This window comes from Microvirga terrestris (assembly GCF_015694425.1).
Classification (GTDB): Bacteria; Pseudomonadota; Alphaproteobacteria; order Rhizobiales; family Beijerinckiaceae; genus Microvirga; species Microvirga terrestris.
In genome coordinates this window covers 40,876-60,087 of the sequence record NZ_JADQDN010000009.1, presented here as the reverse complement: position 1 = coordinate 60,087, position 19,212 = coordinate 40,876, and the positions used below count along the sequence as shown (strand labels likewise).

General features: G+C 61.9%; 13 protein-coding genes. 7 read left to right on the top strand and 6 right to left on the bottom strand.

Annotated elements, in window-relative coordinates; translation table 11 throughout:
* Window positions 1–29 precede the first annotated feature (29 nt).
* On the top strand, window positions 30–956 hold the full coding sequence (gene gcvA, locus I2H36_RS16125; RefSeq protein ID WP_196264931.1) for a transcriptional regulator GcvA: 927 nt from the start codon (window positions 30–32) through the stop codon (window positions 954–956).
* Window positions 957–967: 11 nt separating this feature from the next.
* Here gcvA and mdoH read toward each other — a convergent pair whose 3' ends face one another.
* Window positions 968–3,163, bottom strand: coding sequence for a glucans biosynthesis glucosyltransferase MdoH (mdoH, locus tag I2H36_RS16120; RefSeq protein WP_196264930.1), 2,196 nt, complete (start codon window positions 3,161–3,163; stop codon window positions 968–970).
* Window positions 3,139–4,659, bottom strand: a complete 1,521-nt coding sequence (locus I2H36_RS16115) for an OpgD/OpgG family glucan biosynthesis protein (protein WP_246718860.1) — start codon at window positions 4,657–4,659, stop codon at window positions 3,139–3,141. Before I2H36_RS16115 ends, mdoH begins: the two co-directional genes overlap by 25 nt.
* Window positions 4,660–4,896: 237 nt before the next feature.
* On the opposite strand from I2H36_RS16115, the gene glmU reads away from it, so the two are divergent.
* A complete protein-coding gene (gene glmU, locus I2H36_RS16110; RefSeq protein ID WP_196264929.1) occupies window positions 4,897–6,270 on the top strand; it encodes a bifunctional UDP-N-acetylglucosamine diphosphorylase/glucosamine-1-phosphate N-acetyltransferase GlmU in 1,374 nt (457 codons plus the stop codon).
* 110 nt (window positions 6,271–6,380) lie between these two features.
* Window positions 6,381–8,207 carry a glutamine--fructose-6-phosphate transaminase (isomerizing) gene (gene glmS / locus I2H36_RS16105; protein ID WP_196264928.1) on the top strand — a complete coding sequence of 609 codons (1,827 nt, stop codon included), beginning with the start codon at window positions 6,381–6,383 and terminating at the stop codon, window positions 8,205–8,207.
* 172 nt (window positions 8,208–8,379) lie between these two features.
* Here the strand turns inward: glmS and recG are convergent, their stop codons facing one another.
* Complete coding sequence (gene recG, locus I2H36_RS16100) at window positions 8,380–10,497, bottom strand: ATP-dependent DNA helicase RecG (RefSeq protein WP_196264927.1); 2,118 nt, start codon at window positions 10,495–10,497, stop codon at window positions 8,380–8,382.
* 89 nt (window positions 10,498–10,586) lie between these two features.
* Here recG and I2H36_RS16095 point away from each other — a divergent pair, with 89 nt between their 5' ends.
* From I2H36_RS16095 to I2H36_RS16085, 3 genes are all read left to right on the top strand, one after another.
* Complete coding sequence (locus I2H36_RS16095) at window positions 10,587–10,883, top strand: FAD assembly factor SdhE (protein WP_196264926.1); 297 nt, start codon at window positions 10,587–10,589, stop codon at window positions 10,881–10,883.
* 77 nt (window positions 10,884–10,960) lie between these two features.
* Window positions 10,961–14,482 (top strand): transcription-repair coupling factor, encoded by a 3,522-nt coding sequence (gene mfd, locus I2H36_RS16090; protein WP_196264925.1) that lies wholly within the window; start codon window positions 10,961–10,963, stop codon window positions 14,480–14,482.
* The gene (locus tag I2H36_RS16085) at window positions 14,482–15,357 is read left to right on the top strand and encodes a serine hydrolase domain-containing protein (protein ID WP_196264924.1); all 876 of its coding nucleotides are present in this window, start codon (window positions 14,482–14,484) and stop codon (window positions 15,355–15,357) included. Before mfd ends, I2H36_RS16085 begins: the two co-directional genes overlap by 1 nt.
* On the opposite strand, the gene I2H36_RS16080 is transcribed toward I2H36_RS16085, so the two are convergent.
* Both I2H36_RS16080 and I2H36_RS16075 read right to left on the bottom strand, forming a co-directional pair.
* On the bottom strand, window positions 15,354–15,698 hold the full coding sequence (locus tag I2H36_RS16080; RefSeq protein ID WP_196264923.1) for a hypothetical protein: 345 nt from the start codon (window positions 15,696–15,698) through the stop codon (window positions 15,354–15,356). The genes I2H36_RS16085 and I2H36_RS16080 overlap by 4 nt on opposite strands.
* Before the next feature lie 128 nt (window positions 15,699–15,826).
* Complete coding sequence (locus I2H36_RS16075) at window positions 15,827–17,635, bottom strand: extracellular solute-binding protein (RefSeq protein ID WP_196264922.1); 1,809 nt, start codon at window positions 17,633–17,635, stop codon at window positions 15,827–15,829.
* A 213-nt stretch (window positions 17,636–17,848) separates the two neighbouring features.
* Here I2H36_RS16075 and I2H36_RS16070 point away from each other — a divergent pair, with 213 nt between their 5' ends.
* Window positions 17,849–18,727 carry an invasion associated locus B family protein gene (locus tag I2H36_RS16070; protein ID WP_196264921.1) on the top strand — a complete coding sequence of 293 codons (879 nt, stop codon included), beginning with the start codon at window positions 17,849–17,851 and terminating at the stop codon, window positions 18,725–18,727.
* Window positions 18,728–18,796: 69 nt separating this feature from the next.
* On the opposite strand, the gene hspQ is transcribed toward I2H36_RS16070, so the two are convergent.
* The gene (gene hspQ / locus I2H36_RS16065; protein WP_196264920.1) at window positions 18,797–19,126 is read right to left on the bottom strand and encodes a heat shock protein HspQ; all 330 of its coding nucleotides are present in this window, start codon (window positions 19,124–19,126) and stop codon (window positions 18,797–18,799) included.
* Between the last annotated feature and the right edge of the window lie 86 nt (window positions 19,127–19,212).

Below are 19,212 nucleotides of genomic sequence, written 5' to 3'. Positions count from 1 at the left end.
AGGCAGCCTTATGGATCGTAGTCCCAACAATGCCATCCAAACTTCCCCCCATGAGCGCCGTCAGAGTCTTCGAGGCGGCGGCTCGTCATCAGAGCTTCACCCGTGCAGCCGAGGAACTCGGCATGACGCAAGCCGCGGTGAGCTATCAGATCAAGGTTCTGGAGGATCGGATCGGAACGCCTCTGTTCATCCGCCAGCCACGCCAAGTGTCACTGACGGCCAAGGGCCGCCAACTCGCTCCCGCAGTATCCGAGGCGTTCGAAGCGTTGAGGAGCGCGTTTGCTAGCCTTGAGGATGGAGTTCAGTCGGTCCTCTCGATCACGACTCTCTCGACTTTCGCATCCAACTGGCTCGTTCCCCGCTTGGGACGTTTCCAGCAACTTTACCCCAGCATCGCGGTTCAGATCTCTGTGTCGACCGACATCGTCGAGTTCGGTCAGAGCGAATATGACATCGGCATTCGGAGCGGTACGGGTGACTGGCCAGGATTGGAAACGCACGCTCTGTTTCCGAACCACTTCATGCCGGTCTGCAGTCCGGAACTCCTCAAGGGAATCGAGCTGCGCGAGCCTCTCGACATTCTCAAATTGCCGCTCATTTCTCCCAGTGATCCCTGGTGGCATGACTGGTTTGCGGCTGCCGGAGTGAAGAAAGTTGACCTCTCACGTCGCCCGGACAATTCGCTTGGGGTGCAGCAGTTCGAGGGCATGGCAGCTATTGCTGGCCAGGGCGTCGCACTCATCAACCCCTTCTTCTTCCCGGAGGATCTGGCGTCCGGGCGACTCGTCAAGCCTTTCGATGTTATGGCACTGACGGATCGCAGCTATTGGTTGGTTTACCCGAAAGTTCGCAGGCGGTCCGCCAAAATCGAGGCTTTCCGGGACTGGGTATTGAGCGAAGTGGCGCTCGACACCGACAGAGCTTTACCAGCGTCTGCAGTGAAAGCTGGTGCTTAGTTCCGAGTTTCTCATTCCGCAGCCTGGGCTTCCACAGGCTGCGGTTTGAGTTGCACCAGCATGTCGATGAGAGCGCGGTCGTGGAGGACGACCATGCGTTCCTTGTTGTGGAGCCAGCTCACCGCATCATCGATGGTCTCCGCATCGACGAGCTTGGCCTCGGCGAGCGCACGTTCCGTCTCGATGATCCCGCGTTTGCGCGGCGGGGCGGGCGGGAGCATCTCGATATGATGCTCCCTCAAGGTCGCGTCTTCATAGATGGCCTTGAGGCTGTCTGCATCGTCAAAACCGAAGGCAATGTTCCGGGCTTGGAGCTCATTGGCGCGGGTGGCGATGGCCGGAGGCTGATATTCTTCGGGTGTCCTGAGAAGTCCAAAACGCTTCAAGGCCAGACCTGCTCCCAACTGGCCGCTGAGCCAGGAAAGTGGAATTGCCAACAACAGACCGATGATCGTCGGCGACATCCAGAGGAAGAGGGACGTGGCGATCATGAAGGCCGAGAGGCCGGCAAGGGCTCCGAGGACCGTATGGGCCCGGTGGCGACGAACGATGTCCTTGAACGGTATGGAGCCGTCGTCGCGGCGCTGCGGCTGCCAGCCGGTATCGCGTCCGAGCAGGATCTGGAACACCGAACCGGACTGGATGAGCATGAGGATCGGCGCCAGGAGAGCCGACAGGATGATCTCGATTGTCGAGGAGATGATCAATCGGATCCCGCCTCCAGAGGCACGCCGGTCGCTGCCGCGGATGAGCATCAGGATTAGGCCGAAGAGTTTTGGGGCCAACAGGATGCCCATGGTCACCGCGAACAGCGTGAGGGCTCGCTCGGGGTCAAATCGAGGCCAGATCGGATAGAGTCGGAAATCGCGGGCAAAGTATTCCGGCCGGATATAGGTGGTTTGCAGGACCAGGGCGATACCGACGATGAGCTGGAACAGCCAAAACGGCGACGCCAGATATGACATGATGCCGGTGGCGAAGTGCTGCCGGGTCGGCAATTTCAGTCCCTTCGCCGTGACCACTCGCATGTGCTGCAGATTGCCCTGACACCAGCGCCGATCACGGGCCGAGAGATCGATGAGAGAAGGCGGGCTTTCCTCATAGGACCCCTGCAGGTCCGCCAGCATATAGACTGACCAGCCGGCGCGGCGGAGCAGGGCCGCCTCAACGAAGTCGTGGCTGAGTATGTGGCCGCCGAAGGGCGGCTTGCCCTTTAGGTCCGGCAATCCCCCATGAGCCGCAAAGGCCTTGGTTCGGATGATGGCATTGTGGCCCCAGTAATTACCGTCGCGCCCCATCCACACCGCGAGGCCCATGGCGATCACCGGGCCGGTGACACGGGCGGCATATTGCTGGAGTCGGGCAAACAGGGTGTTGCGGTTGATGATCAGCGGCAGCGACTGGATGATGCCGGCATCCGGATCCGCTTCCATAGCGGCGGCCAGGCGCACGATGCACTCGCCGGTCATGAGGCTGTCGGCATCGAGCACCAGCATATGCTCGTAGTGGCCGCCCCAGCGCGAGACGAAATCGGCGATGTTGCCGGCCTTGCGGTGGTGGTTCTTCTGTCGGTGACGATAGTAGAACCGGGCGCCTGGTCCCAGACGCTCCCTCAGGGCGAGGAAAGCGCGTTCTTCCGCAACCCAGGCATCCGGGTTAGTGGTGTCGGAGAGAATGAAATAGTCGAAGCTGTCTCCAAGGCCGGTCGCGTGAACCGATTCATAGATTGCTTCCAGCGCCGCGAAGGTGCGATCCGTCTGCTCGTTGTAAACCGGCATGACGATGGCGGTCTTGTGCTGGAGCGTCGAAGGCAACGGCCCCCGATGTCCCGGGCGGCGGAGCAAGGCCAGGAAGCCCAAGAGGGCGCTGGTGAACGCCACGGCGATCCATGAAAAATTGACCGTGAACAGGCCGACGAGCACCCACTGAAGTGCCGTGGTGCGGCTGACCGACACGACCTGATACATTTCCCAGGTGCCGTAGGCCGTGAGCAGGAGGCCGCCACCGAACACGAAGAGGCGCGCCAGCCATGTTGCGAGCTTTGGATGCGGCAGAATCGGTTTGCGCTCCTCCGAGGCCGACCAGTGCCGCAGCGACTGGGTCGGCATATCGAGGTGCTTTTCGGGAGGCATAGCGGCGCCGGACCGCTCAAGAGCAGCTACGTTCGGGTTCGAGTCGTGACTTACGGTGTCCAACGATACAGCCATGTCTCGCTAATCGGTTTCCCGCCTGCTTCAAGGATCAGGCGCATCTCACACGCGTTTTCGTTGCCTGGGTCAAGCTCGAATGCGACACGCACTGTCTTTCTATCAGGATATGGCAAAAGTTTGAGGTTTTGGAACGTTCCAGGGCCAACGGTTAAGACAGATTTTAGGTCCGCCGGCGGATTTTCACCAAGCGCGTCGCCTGAAAAGTCTACTGTGAACCGCCGCCGTCGGGCTCCGCTGCCCCGGCCTGAGCGGGTCTGCGTCACGGTCGCAAGCGGCGGCCGCTCCGGGGAATTCCAACCCCAGTATTGCCTATAGGCGAGGGGGACCTCGGAACCGGCTGCCATGGGCGCTCTCGGGCGCCAATAGGTGAGGATGTTGTCGTTGATCTCGGCGTCGGTCGGGATTTCCAGCAGCTGTACGCTGCCTTGCCCCCAGTCGCCGAGAGGCTCGATCCAGACGCTCGGCCGACGCTCGAAGCGTTGGTCGTCATCCTGGAAAGCCTCATAGGACCGCTCCCGCTGCAGCAGACCGAAGCCGCGGGGGGAGCTGTCGACAAATGCTGAAATCTGGAGCGTTTCCGGATTGTGAAGCGGCCGCCAGAGCCATTCCCCGGAGCCGTTCAGCATCTGAAGGCCTGAAGAATCGTGAACGGCAGGTCGAATGTCGTCAGAGTTGAGAAGGTCGTTCGCCCCGTAAAGATAGGTCGAGGCAAGGCCGCCCAAGCCAACGTGTTCCAGATTGACTCGCGGGAACAGGGTCGTCTCGACATCGACGATGGTCATGTCACCGGGCCGGAAAGTCATGCGGACTGCACCGGTGGTCGATTCGGAATCGAGAACCCCGTGAATCGTGATGCTGTTGCTTCCCACAGCCGGACGCTCGAGCCAGAAAGCACGAAAGGCCGGGAATTCTTCGCCACGGGCCTCGGCCGGACGCAAGGTCAGCGCCCTTGCTATGGCTCCGTAGTTCTGCCCCCGGGCAAGCGCTCGGAAGAAGGTGCCGCCCTGCACGACGGCAAAGTCGAATGGCTTGCCATTGCCGACCTGGGCGATGAGCCTGAATCCCGAATAGCGAATGTCCCCGAGGTTGTTCGGCAGACTGACTCGCCCGAATTCGAATTGGGACGGCTGGTAGCCAATACGGCGGACCGCTCCATCCTCGACGATGAAAAGCTCAACCGCGTCTCGGAATACGAAGCCGCGATGGAGAGGCTCGACCGCAATCCCTCGGGCGTCGGAGCCCCAGATCGGCGATTGCGTATAGCGGATCGCGGCATACTGCTCCGGGTTCAGATTGGCAAAGACGTCCGGCAGGTCGTTCGGGGGAGGTACGAACGGCTTCTTGGAGAGTTGGCGTGCAATGTCGACCACAATTGACGGGTCGAACCGCTGATTCTCTCCCATCCTGGCTGAGATCGTTTCCTGAGGCGTCTGCGCCCTGAGGGACGGCGCGAATGCCAGCCCGGCGACCGAGACACCGAAATAAGCCAGCATGTCGCGCCGGCGAAGATGGAAGGGGGACGTGCCCCTTAGCGGAACCGGCACAGTAATACTCTTGCGTGTGTACGAAGGCTCTTCAGCCAGACAAGTGGAATGCTCTATACATATCGTCAATCGTGAGCACGAAGTAAACGCGGCCATTGGGCAAACTGCCTGATTGCTTATGAAACGATTGCCGAATTACCCCTTCTGATTTAGCTGCACGGCAGTGCCTCACCGGATTGAAACTGTATGACCCTGTCTCACACCGCCCAAGTCTCGTCTCGGAGCTGCCTGGCCATTGTGCTTGCGGCAGGTGAGGGCACCCGGATGAAATCCGCAAAACCCAAGGTTCTGCATCAGGTCGCCAGCCGCTCCATGCTGGGTCATGTGATGGCGACCCTGGCTCAGGCGGGCGCCACCAGCACCGCTGTGGTGATCGGCCCGGATCGCGAGGACGTAGCCAAGGAGGTTCAGGAGATCTCGGCCCAAGCGAGGATCTTCGTACAAAAGGACCGGCTCGGGACCGCTCATGCGGTTCTGAGCGCCCGCGAGGCGCTGGCGCAACCCGCCGACGATGTGATCATCGCTTTCGGCGACACACCTCTGATCCTGCCCGAGACCTTCACCAAGCTGAGGGCGCCCCTTTCTGAAGGTGCAGGCGTGGTTGCCATGGGGTTCGAAGCTAAAGACCCGACCGGCTATGGCCGCTTCATCACTTCGGGCACCGAACTCCTGGCCATTCGCGAGCATCGGGATGCGAGCGAGGCCGAGCGGGCGATCACCCTGTGCAATGGCGGGCTGATGGCAATCAGAGGCGATCTGGCCTTGTCCCTCCTCGACCGAGTGGAGAACAAGAACGCCAAGGGCGAGTACTACCTCACCGACATCGTCGAGATTGCCCACGGTCTCGGCCACAGGACAGCGATTGCTGTCGTGCTGGAGGAGGAGGTACATGGGGTCAATGATCGGGCACAGCTCGCAGCCGCCGAGCGCATGATCCAAGACCGCCTGCGCCAAGCCGCCATGGCGGCCGGCGTCACGCTGGTTGCGCCCGAGACGGTGTTCTTCAGCCATGACACCCGGCTGGGGCAGGATGTGCTGGTCGAGCCGCATGTGGTTTTCGGTCCGGGAGTCTTGGTGGAGGAGGGGGCTGTCATCCATAGCTTCAGCCATCTTGAGGGCGCGCGGATTGCTTCCGGAGCCGGAGTTGGCCCCTTTGCCCGTCTGCGCCCCGGAGCGTTGATCGGCCCCAAGGCCAAGGTCGGAAACTTCGTCGAAATCAAGAACACGGATCTCGGGGCAGGCGCCAAGGTCAGCCACCTGACCTATCTCGGCGATGCCACTGTGGGGGCCGAGGCCAATATCGGCGCCGGCACCATCACCTGCAACTACGACGGGTTTGGTAAATACCGAACTGAGATTGGAGAAGGCGCCTTCATCGGCTCGAATTCATCGCTTGTGGCTCCTATTACCATCGGCAAGGGTGCATTCGTGGGCTCCGGCTCAGTCATTACGGACGACATCCCTGATAATGCCTTAGGTCTCGGACGAGGACGTCAGACCGTAAAGGAAGGCTGGGCGATCGAATTCCGGGAAAAGGCTCAAGCAGCCAAGAAGAAATAAGGCCGTTTGTCACAATAGGTTACGTAAGTTGATTCTGCCCTTGAGGCCTCCCTTTGTAAGAGAACCCTCAAGCGTGGCGTTGGTCGCGTTGCAAAAGGAAGTTGTTCATCATGTGCGGGATTGTTGGAATCATTGGGAAAGCGCCCGTGGCGCCACAGATCGTGGAGGCGCTCAAGCGGCTTGAATACCGAGGTTACGATTCTGCCGGTGTGGCGACCCTGGAAGAGGGGCGCCTAGACCGCCGGCGCGCTGAGGGGAAGCTACGCAACCTCGAGACCAAGCTCTCCCAATCGCCGCTCTCCGGCGTCATCGGTATCGGCCACACACGCTGGGCAACCCATGGCAAACCCAACGAAACCAATGCTCATCCGCATGCCACAGACAAGCTGGCGGTCGTCCATAATGGCATTATTGAGAACTTCCGCGAGCTGAAGACCGGATTGGAAGCCAAGGGCATCCGGTTCGAGACCGAGACCGACACCGAAGTGGTGGCCCAGCTCGTCACCTATGAAATCCGCCAGGGGCGTGGTCCCATCGAAGCAGTGGCGATCACCCTGCCGCGCCTGCGTGGCGCCTTCGCGCTTGGATTCCTGTTCTCTGGAGAAGACGATCTGCTGATCGGAGCGCGTCACGGCGCACCTCTGGCCATCGGTTACGGCCAGGGCGAGATGTATCTCGGCTCCGATGCCTTGGCTCTGGCGCCGTTTACCGATGAAGTCGCTTATCTCGACGACGGCGATTGGGCCATCTTGACCCACAAGGGTGCCGACATCCGCGATGAAAGCGGTAAATCCGTGCAGCGGATCCGACACAAGATACCCGTCGGGTCCTTCATGGCCGACAAGGGCAACTACCGCCATTTCATGGCCAAGGAGATCCACGAGCAGGCGGAAGTCGTGGGGCGGACGCTTGCCCACTACGTTAACTTTGCAGGCGAGCGGGTTGAGCTGCCTTTTGACTTGCCCTTTGACTTCAAGGACCTGAACCGTATCTCGATCTCCGCCTGCGGCACAGCCTATCTGGCGGGTTTGATCTCAAAATATTGGTTCGAGCGCTTGGCGCGCATTCCGGTCGAGATCGATGTCGCGTCCGAGTTCCGCTATCGGGAGGCTCCTCTGGAGCCCGGTGGTCTGGCTCTTTTCGTCTCGCAGTCAGGCGAAACGGCGGATACCCTCGCATCGCTGCGCTACGCCACTGCCGAGAAACAGCATACAGTCTCTGTAGTGAATGTGCCGACCTCCACCATGGCCCGAGAGAGCAATGTAGTTGCGCAAACCCTTGCGGGTGTTGAGGTCGGTGTAGCCTCGACCAAGGCTTTCACCTGCCAACTCACAGTGCTTCTGTCGCTCGCCATCGCTGCGGGCCGAGCACGGGGGACGCTCACCGCCGAGGACGAGAAGGAATTGGTGAACGCCCTCATCGCAGTGCCGGGCCAGATGACCGAGGCGATGAAGCGGGAGCATCAGATCGAGGTTCTCTCCCGCGAGCTCTCGAAAGCCAAGGACGTGCTCTATCTCGGGCGCGGCACCTCGTATCCGCTGGCCATGGAAGGCGCTCTGAAGCTCAAGGAAATCTCCTATATCCACGCGGAAGGTTATGCGGCTGGTGAGCTGAAGCACGGACCGATCGCGCTCATCGACGAGACGATGCCCGTCATCGTAATCGCACCCCATGACAGCATCTTCGAGAAGACCGTCTCCAACATGCAGGAAGTCGCGGCCCGTGGCGGACGCATCGTCCTGATCACGGACGAGCGGGGAGCTCTGGAAACGGGCCTCGACACCATGGCCACCATTGTGATGCCGTCGGTGCACCCCATCGTCGCGCCTATCATCAACGCGGTTCCGATCCAGCTGCTGGCCTATCACACGGCCGTCTTCATGGGGAAGGATGTGGACCAGCCGCGTAATCTTGCGAAGTCCGTCACAGTGGAGTGAGACGAGCCTCTGCTGTCATTCCGGGGCGCCTAGCGGAGCCCGGAATCCATAACCGCCGACGGTGCAGGCTAGAACGAAGCGGCTATCGTAGCATGTAACTCGATCGGTCGTGTGTTTAAGTCTTCCGGGATCGGCTCCATGAGTCGCCCCGGAATGACAATCGAACAGGGTTTTAACCCGCCCTTAAAAGCCGAATCGCGGAATCGCGCTCGAACAGGTAGAGCAGCACCCGCAAGGCTTGCCCTCGCTCGCTGATGAGATCCGGATCCCGATCCACGATCAGGCGGGCATCATCGCGGGCTGCTCCGAGGAGATCGCCATCGACTTCCAGACGCGCCAGCTTGAACCCGGGCGTACCTGACTGGCGCGTGCCGAGCACCTCGCCCTCACCGCGCAGGCGCAGATCCTCCTCGGCGATGCGGAAGCCATCCTCCGTCTGGCGCATCATCTCGAGCCGCGCCTGGGCGACCTGTCCCAGAGGGCCCTTATAGACCAGAAGGCAGGTGGAGGATTTCGAGCCGCGCCCAATGCGCCCGCGCAACTGGTGGAGTTGAGCGAGACCGAAGCGCTCCGCATGCTCGATCACCATGATGGTGGCATTCGGCACGTCGACGCCGACCTCAATGACCGTAGTGGAAACCAGGATCTTGGTCTGGCCGCCCGAGAACCGCTCCATAGCGGCATCCTTGTCCTTGCCGGCCATCTTGCCGTGAACAAGGCCGACCTGATCGCCGAAGAAGCCTTTCAGCATCTCGAACCGCTCTTCGGCGGCCGCGAGATCGATCGACTCGGATTCTCCCACGAGTGGGCAAACCCAATAAACTTGGTCACCATTGGTGATGGCCCGCCCGATACCGCCGATCACCTCGTCGAGCCGCTCGATTGCGATGAGCTTCGTGGCAATAGGCTTTCGGCCAGCCGGCTTCTCACTCAGTACCGACACGTCCATATCGCCGAAATAGGTGAGGGCTAGGGTGCGGGGGATCGGGGTGGCGGTCATGACGAGGATATCGACAGCCTCGCCCTTGGAGCCCAACGCCAAGCGCTGGTGCACGCCAAAGCGGTGCTGCTCGTCCACAACCGCGACGCCGAGATCCTGGAACGCGACGCCTTCCTGGAACAGGGCATGGGTGCCCACCGCAATCTGGATGCTGCCATCGGCGAGCCCGGCAAGGATGGTCCGACGCGCGACACCCTTCTCGCGTCCGGTCAGGAGAGCGATGGTGAGCCCAGCCTGTTCCGCCATGGGGGCAAGACGCTCGTAGTGCTGACGGGCGAGGATCTCGGTGGGCGCCATCATAGCGGCCTGACGGCCCGCTTCGATGGCGCTTGCCATGGTGAGCAGGCCGACCACAGTCTTACCAGAACCGACGTCGCCCTGGAGCAGACGGAGCATCTTCTTGTCGGACACCAGATCGTGCCGAATGTCCTCGACGGCTCTCTCCTGCGATCCCGTGAGACCGAAGGGCAGGGCGGATCTCAGGCGTTCGACCAAACGACCGTCGCCCGCATTCACCCGCCCCGGCAGCCTCCGCATGCGGCTTCGCACGAGTGCCAAGGCCAATTGGGAAGCCAGCAACTCATCATAGGCGAGGCGCCGGCGGGGGGGCGATTTGGCGAGCGCATCCTCGGACAGCTGGGCGGCATTGTCGGGCCTATGGAGGGCAAACAGCGCCTGCCGGAAATCGGGAAGGGCATTGCGGTCCATCCAGGCAGCGTCCTGCCACTCGGGCAGATGGGGGACCTTATCGAGGGCAGCCCCAATGTAGCGCCCGACCATACGTGAGGAGAGACCTTCGGTGAGGCCGTAAACGGCCTCGACCGCCGGCAGGTTCTCGATGCCGCGATCATCGAGGATCCGATCCGGATGGATCATCTGGCGCCGGCCATCCCATAGTTCGATCTTGCCGGAAACATAGCGGCGCTCGCCTACGGGCAGGATCTTCTCCAGGCGGGCCTTCTGACCATTGAAGAAGATCAGCGTTACATCGCCTGTCTCGTCCTCCACCAGGATCCGGTAGGGCGCGCGCCGGCCGGGCGGAGGCGGGCGATGTAAAACGACGCTGACCGAGAGGGTGACCGGCTCGCCCACAGGCGCATCCGCCACGGAGCCTTTCATCTCCCGCGAAATGCCGCTGCTCGGTAGGTGGAAGAGAAGGTCCGCGACGCGCGTGGGCTTGCCCGCCTCTCCGAGAAGGCGGTCGAGCAGGGGAGCGATCTTCGGGCCGACGCCCGGCAGGGTGTTCGCCGGGGCGAAGAGCGGATCGAGAATGGATGGACGCAGTGACATTCAAATGGGTAGCAACTGGAGGGGAGATGGTTATATAGCGGCCAAGCCGTCCGGAGGCGACGTTATCTTTCACCGATCGGAGCAATGCCATGAGCGGAACGACACGCAGCAGCGCCGGCCTCGACACCCGCCGCCGGCAAATCCTGTATCGCTCCTGGCACCGGGGCATGCGGGAGATGGACCTGATCATGGGCCGGTTTGCCGATGCGGAGATTGGGGAGCTCTCCGAGGAGGACCTTGCCGAGTTCGAGCGGTTGATCGAGGTCACAGACCGCGATCTGCTCGGCTGGATCACCGGTGAGATCGAGACGCCCTCGAATTACGACACACCCCTGTTCCGGCGTCTCAAGGCGTTCCACACGCACACCTCGCCGATTCACAGCTGACGCTCTGCCGACGCTTTTCTGACCGAACTGGGTGGAAGCGCCCGCGTTCCCTCTGATCTCTGACCTGACATTTGACCATGAAGCCTGTCCTGACCCGCGCCCTTGATGCCCTTAAAATGGGGCAAAGCCTCACCTTGTCGGGCGTTCCTGACGGCTTCGATGCGCTGGCCGTCGCCGATCTCGCGCGCGGCCTCTCTGGGCAGGTCGAGGGTCCGGCCGTTCTGGTCCACGTGGCCCGCGATGGGCAGCGGCAGCAGAATTTCGCCAGCAGTCTCGGCTTCATCGCTCCCGAAATCGAGATTCTGACCTTCCCGGCCTGGGATTGTCAGCCCTATGATCGTGTATCTCCTAATTCGGCCATTACAGCGCAGCGCATGACGACGCTCGCACGGCTCGCCCGCTCCAAGACCTCGGAGGACAAGCCGCGCATCCTCTCGACGACGGTGAACGCCCTCGTCCAGCGCGTGCCGCCAAGGGGCCGCATCGCAGCTGAGACCTTCTCGGCCGCGCCCGGCAACGTGGTGGACACGACCCAGCTGGTCAATTGGCTGGAGGCCAATGGCTTTCTCCGCACCGGGACCGTGCGCGACACGGGCGAATACGCCGTTCGCGGCGGCATCATCGACCTCTTCCCGGCAGGACTGCCTAACCCGGTTCGCCTCGACTTCTTCGGCGACGCCCTGGAATCGATCCGCGCCTTCGATCCGGAGACCCAGCGCACAGTCGGCACTCTGCGCTCCCTCGACCTTGTCCCCATGAGCGAGGTGCAGCTGACCACCGAGACCATCAAGCGCTTCCGGCAGGCCTATGTGGCGGCTTTCGGGGCACCCACTCGCGACGACCGGCTGTATGAAGCCATCAGCGAAGGACGGCGCTATCCTGGCCTCGAGCATTGGATGCCGCTGTTCCACGATCATCTCGACACGCTCTTCGACTACCTTCCTGGCATTCCGGTAGTGTTCGATGCCTTGGCGGACGATGCGGCCGCCGAGCGACTCTCCCAGGTCAAGGATTATTACGACGCACGGCGAGACGGCATGGGCCAGAACCAAGCGGGCGTTGCGCCGTACCGCCCTTTGCCGCCAGATGCGCTTTACTTCGAGCCGGAGGAGTGGTCGAATCGAACCGCTTCCCTCCCGCTTGCCCGGTTGACACCCTTTGCCATCCCGGAAGCGCCGGGCCGTCTCGTCATCGATTGCGAAGTCCGCCAGGGGCGCAATTTCATCGCCGAGCGGGCGGACGAAAACGCCAACGTATTCGAGGCGGTCATCGGCCATATTCGCGACCTCCAGGCCGCCAAGAAGCGCGTGATGCTGGGCGCCTGGTCCGAAGGCTCTCGGGAACGCCTTTGCCATGTGCTGCAGGATCACGACCTGCGCCAGACCAAGCCAATAGCCCGTTTCTCGGATGCTCAGGCGTACCCGCGCAACGAAATCCCGGTCGGCATCTGGCCGCTGGAATCGGGCTTCGAGACGGCCGATCTTGCGGTCATCAGCGAGCAGGACATCCTCGGCGACCGGCTTGTACGCCAGAAGCGCAAGTCGAAGCGACCGCAGGACTTCCTCACCGAGGTTGCAGCGCTGACGCCCGGCGATCTCGTGGTCCATGTGGATCACGGCATTGGGCGCTTCGAAGGCCTCAAGACCATCGAAGCGGCGGGCGCCCCGCATGATTGCCTCGAGCTGCATTATGCCGGCGGCGACCGCCTGTTCCTGCCAGTCGAGAACATCGAGCTCCTGACCCGCTACGGGTCGGAGGAGACGGAGGTCCAACTCGACCGGCTCGGCGGCGGGGCTTGGCAGGCTCGCAAGGCCCGGATGAAGCAGCGCATCCGCGAGATGGCGGGCGCCCTCATGAAGATCGCCGCCGCCCGCATCCTCAAGGATGCCCCCCGCCTGACGCCTCCTGAAGGCCTCTACGACGAGTTCGCTGCCCGTTTCCCCTACGACGAGACCGAAGACCAGCTAAATGCCATCGAGGCGGTTCTCGACGACATGGGCTCCGGTCGCCCCATGGATCGCCTCGTCTGCGGCGACGTCGGCTTCGGCAAGACGGAAGTTGCCTTGCGTGCTGCCTTCGTGGCCGCCATGAGCGGCAAGCAGGTGGCCGTCGTCGTGCCCACAACCCTTCTGGCGCGCCAGCACTACCGTACTTTCTGCGACCGCTTCCGCGGCCTGCCGCTCAACGTGGCCCAGGCCTCCCGCTTTGTGCCAGCAGCCGAGATGAAGAAGACCAAGGAGGGGCTGACCGACGGGTCCGTTGACATCGTCATCGGCACCCATGCCCTCCTCGGCAAGGCGATCAAGTTCAAGGATATCGGCCTCATCATCATCGACGAGGAGCAACATTTCGGCGTGACCCACAAGGAGCGCCTGAAGGAACTCCGCGCCGAGGTCCATGTGCTGACCCTCTCGGCAACACCCATTCCACGCACCCTGCAGCTGGCACTCACGGGGGTGCGCGAGCTGTCGCTGATCACCACACCGCCAGTGGACCGCTTGGCGGTGCGCACCTTCATTACGCCCTTCGATCCGCTTCTTGTCCGTGAGGCGCTGCTTCGTGAACGCTACCGGGGCGGACAGGCCTTCTACGTAGTGCCGCGCCTCGACGATCTTGGCGAGGTGAAGTCATTTCTCGATAAGGAGGTGCCGGAGGCGAAGGTGGCGGTGGCGCACGGCCAGATGGCGGCGGGCCAGCTCGAGGATGTCATGACAGCATTCTACGAGGGCAAGTACGACATCCTGCTCTCCACCACCATTGTGGAATCTGGGCTCGATATCCCCACCGCCAACACGTTGATTGTCCATCGGGCGGACATGTTCGGCCTGTCGCAGCTCTACCAGCTGCGTGGTCGTGTCGGGCGCTCCAAGACCCGTGCCTATGCCCTGTTCACGGTGCCGGCCAACAAATCCCTGACCGTGCAGGCGGAGCGTCGGCTCAAGGTCCTGCAAACTCTGGATACGCTGGGCGCGGGCTTCCAGCTTGCCTCCCACGACCTGGACATTCGCGGCGCGGGCAACCTGCTCGGCGAGGAGCAGTCGGGCCATATCAAGGAAGTGGGTTACGAGCTCTACCAGCAGATGCTGGAGGAGGCGGTGGCGCAGCTCAAGGCCGGCATTGAGGAGCCGACAGAGGACCAGTGGTCGCCCACCATCGCGGTCGGTGCGCCGGTGATGATTCCGGAAAGCTACATCTCCGACCTGCAATTGCGCCTCGGCCTCTATCGCCGCCTCTCGACCTTCGAGACCGACCAGGAGATCGATGCCTTCCGGGCGGAGCTGGTCGACCGGTTCGGAGCAGTACCGTCCGAGGTCGATCAACTTCTCAAGATCATGGCCATCAAGGTTCTCTGCCGCCGCGCTAACGTGGAGAAGGTGGATGGCGGCCCGAAGGGAATCATCATCTCGTTCCGCGACAATTCCTTCGCCAACCCGACCGGCCTCATCTCCTATGTCACGGAGCAGGCCTCGTTCGCGAAGGTGCGGCCTGACATGAAGATCGTGTTCATCAGGGACATCGAGACGCCGGACGAGCGTATCAAGGCGGCCACCACGATCCTGCGCAGCCTTGCCCGGATCGCGGAGAAGAAGGCGGCCTGATGGTCAAAGCCTGGGCTCTGGTTGAGAACGGCACTTTGGTCGACGGCCGCGACGCCGACCGCCTCGTACCGTGGTGGAGCTTCACGAAGACGGTTCTCGCCGCCGCAGCCCTTGTGCTCGTGCGGGATGGGCTCATCGGTCTGGATGAGCCGGTAAATGACAAACCTTACACACTCAGGCATCTGCTCCAACATCGCTCCGGACTGACAAACTACGGCGGCCTTCGCGCCTACCATGAGGCTATCGGCCGCGGCGACGATCCTTGGCCAGTGCCGGAAATCCTCAACCGGCTCAATGCAGAGCGACTCCGTTATCCGGCAGGCGAGGGGTGGGACTACTCCAATGTCGGCTATTTGGTTGTGGGCCGGTTGATCGAGACCACGGCCGGCTGCGACCTAAACACGGCCTTGCAGCGCCTTGTCCTGGCGCCGCTCAGGATCGGGACCGCAAACATCGCACGCGAGCGCTCGGATCTTGATCACATCACCATGGGGGCAGCAGAGGGCTACCATCCAGGCTGGGTTTATCATGGGTTGTTGGTAGGAAGAGTGTTGGACGCCGCGCTCCTGCTCGACCACCTGATTTCAGGCAGCTTGTTGAGGCCCAACCTCTTGCAAGAAATGTTGGCTCCGTTTGAGCTTCCAGGACCCATACCTGGTCGACCCTGGCAAAGTCCCGGTTATGGGCTCGGGACCATGATTGGTACGACGACAGAAGGTCTCAAGATCGGCGGCCATACAGGGGGAGGGCCAGGCAGCACGGTTGCGGTTTACCACGGGCTTGGCAGCGCAAGGCCGCGAACAGCTGCCTTATTCAGGACGAGCGAGGATGAGGCAAAAACAGAAGAGGGGGCCTTCCGGCTTCTGAAAGGCTAGAGATCCGGTGCGGCAACGGCCCGGACGCTGAGCTGGTTCTGGAGCATCGTGGCCGCTCCGCTGACTCCGCCCGTGATGATGACTGGAGTTCCGCTCTCGCCCAGGTTCTTGCGCAGGCGGCGGGCCAGGTCGAGGAAGCGCCTGCGCTCCGCCCAGTCGGCATGGCGGGGCATCTGCAGCACCACGGCCGCCGGGCTCGGAATCAGCGCCAGAACGTCATCGGCAGCTTCGAAGGGCGTGGTCACGCTCGCATACCCCATGCCGGCCAGTTCGACGGATAGAGCGCCATCTGGGGCGCGCTCGCCGCTATCGACAACGAGGACCTTCGGCATTGCGTTCATGACGATACCCTGCATTTGGACGCGACAGTGGGACAGGAGGCACTCACCTAACGTCGAAGCAGGGCATTAGTTTCATTGTCTACATGAATGGAAGCTCAACAATAGGCGCCCTAGGCCAGCGCTGTGGATCAGTGTGGCTTCCGCCACCAAGTATCGATGTTGGTCCCCATAAGCGGCACGGTCTCGGGCTTGTTGAGGTCGCTGCTGTAGGCAAGCCATTGGTCCTTCAGATAAAACAGCGGAACCACATAGAAGCCCGACAGTAGGGTGCGGTCGAGGGCCCGGACGGCCGAGACAAAATCCTCCCGGCGCTTGGCTTCCAGCAGTGCGTCGATAAGGCGATCGATCGCCGGGGAGGCTACCCCGGCGTGGTTATGGGATCCGCTCCTTTGCGCCGCGGCGGAGCCCCAACGGTTGCGCTGCTCGTTTCCGGGCGAGAGCGATGCGGGCCAGAGCCACTGGACCATGTCGAAGTCGAATCGGGCCAGACGCCGCCAATACTGCACGTCGTCAACGAGGCGAACCCGCGCCTGAATGCCGATTCGACTTAAGGACTGCGAGAAGTTGAGGCCAAGTCGTTCCTGCGAGCGGGAATTGACCAGCAACTCGAAGGTGAAGAACTCGCCTGTCGCCTTCTTCCGCAGGATATCGCCTTCGAGCACCCAACCGGCATCCGCCAGAAGGGTGAGCGCCTTGCGGGCCATATCCCGATCCCGACCTGAACCGTCGCTCGTCGGCGGCTCCCAGCGGCCTTCGAGGATGTCGTCCCTTAGAGGCGACTGAGATTCTGCCAGCAACATACGCTCGCGTGCATCTGCAGGCCTCCCGGTGGAGGCAAGATCCGAACCGGAGAAGTAACTGTTGGAGCGGGTGAGTTGCCCGAAGAAGAGATTGCGGTTCACCCAGTCGAAGTCGAACAGGTAGCTCACGGCCTCGCGCACCCTCACGTCGCTGAAGAGCGGCTTGCGAGTGTTGAAGACGAAGCCGTTCATTCCCTTGGGTAGCCGGGTCGCCATTGTTTCTCGAACGACCTGCCCGCTCCTGACGGCGGGAATGCCGTAGCCGGTGGTCCATTGACCCGGATCGCCCTCGATTCTGAAATCGTAAAGTCCCGCCTTAAAAGCCTCGAACAACGTGTTGGCGTCGCGATAGAAATCGTAGCGGATCTCGTCGAAATTATACAGGCCGCGGGTGATGGGCAGGTCTTCGCCCCAATAATCCTTGCGCCGGGTCAGCACCACCCGTTCCCCGGGCTTTACCTCGCTGATAACATAAGGCCCCGAGCCGACAGGCGGGGTCAGACTGGTCTTGTCGAAAGTCTCCGGATTGGTGGCGTGAGCCGGAAACACCGTCATCATCCCGATCAGGAGCGGCAGTTCACGGTCGTTCGAGCCTGAGAGGTCGAACCTGATGCGATGCGGATCGAGGATCTCTACAGCCCTTACATGCCCGAAGCTCGACCGATGGAACGGCTTGCCGTATCTCTTCAGCATCTCGAAGGAGAAGCGCACGTCCTCGGCCGTGAGCGAATGCCCGTCTGAAAAACGGGCGCGGGGATCGAGGTGGAAGGTGATGGAGCTCCGGTCCTCGGGCATCTCAATGGCCCGGGCGAGAAGGCCGTAGATCGTGAAGGGCTCGTCGGCGGAGCGCATCATGAGGGGCTGGAGCACGTAGCGCGGCACTACGTCCGGCGCGACGCCCAGGACGATCAATGGATTGAGGCTGTCGAAGGTGCCCTGCAGGGCGAGCGTGATTCGTCCGCCTTTCGGAGCTTGAGGGTTGGCGTAGGGCAGGTGCTCGAAGCCGGGTGCGAGCGCAGGCTCGCCATGCATCGCGATGCCATGCCGCAGTGGCGGTGTTCCCTCCGCGACAGCACCGAAGGTCATGAGGGCAAAAGCAGCCGAAAACAGCAGATTCGTTACTAGCCAGCGGCCCATGGCTCTCCCGATGCCAATTTTCACCTGAGCAATGTTGTACAGAATTTTGCCCGGGGTGACTGGAAACCTACCACGTGAAAGGTTAAAGGAGCGCCACGCGTCTTGTCTTCGCCACATTGGGCAAGGATTTGACCACGTCATCACAGGTTAAGAATGCGCCGGATAAACGGCCACTTCGAGAGCCGACCTTTCGACTAAAGAGGATCTAACGATATGTCTTTCGCGACCCGCTTCGCGAGCCTGGGGGGGACCCGTGGCCTGGCAACAGCTCTGGCCGTGCTGGTGAGCGCACCTGTTCTGGCTCAGACCGCTCCAGCTCAACCTGCTCCGGCTCAGACAGCTCCGGCCCAGCGCCCGGCTGCTCCGGCAGCACAGCCGGCACGTCCCGCCGCACCTCCGGCTGCTCCTGCCACTCAGCCGGCACGTCCTACCGTCCCGGGGGCTGCGGTTCAGGGCGCTCAACAGCAGCAGAATGCCGGTCCCACGGTCGTGCAGGTGAAGGCCGAGCCTTCCCAGCCGGAGTGGACCAAGGTCTGCGGCACTGACCAGAACACCAAGACCGAGATCTGCTACACTACCCGCGACTTCGTGTCGGATCAGGGCCAGCCGGTTCTCGCGCTTGCCGTCTATGACGTAAAGGGCCAGCAGCCGCAGAAGGTCGTGCGCTTCGTGATGCCGCTCGGCCTGCTCCTGCAGCCTGGCCTGCGCTTCACGGTCGATCAAGGCCAGGCGGTCGCCGGCCGTTACGTCATGTGCCTGCCCAACGGCTGCTTCGCCGAGGCCCAGGTGAAGGACGACTTCATCGCCTCCCTTAAGAAGGGCGCCAACCTTAACGTCAGCGTCCAGAACCAGATGGGCCGCGAGATTACGTTCGCCGTCCCAGCCGCCGGCTTCGGCAAGTCGTTCGACGGCCCGCCGATCGACCCGAAGGTGCTCGAGGAGCAGCAGAAGAAGCTGCAGGAAGAACTGCAGAAAAAGAGCGAGGAGATGCGCCAGCGCATGCTGAACGGCGCCGCCGGTGCACCGGGCGCTCCTGCCCCTGCCGCTCCAGGCGCAGCCGCTCCGGCCGCGCAGGCTGCTCCCAAGCCTTAAGGCTAAAGGGCTTCACCAAACAGAAACGCCGGGCCATGAGCCCGGCGTTTTCTTTTTCTGCACTTAATCTCAATTTGCCAGAATTGGATGGGCCCTGTAGGTGCCGTTCTTCTGGCGGGTGAACATCTCGCCGATCATCGGGTTGCGCAACGGCTCGCCTGACTCGTCGGGCAGAAGGTTCTGCTCGGAGACATAGGCGATATATTCGGTTTCCGCATTCTCGGCGAAGAGGTGATAAAACGGCTGGTCTTTGTGGGGCCTCACATCCTCGGGGATGGAAAGCCACCATTCTTCCGTGTTGTCGAATTCGGGGTCGACATCGAAAATGATGCCCCTGAAGTCGAATACCCGGTGCCGAACCACTTGGCCGATCGCGAATTTGGCTAAACTCGCTTTCATGGTCTTAACTCCTGAACCCTCATATAAACATCCGGGCAGGAATCTCCAAACCTGCCCACCTCACGATCGAGAGATCGGAAGATGTC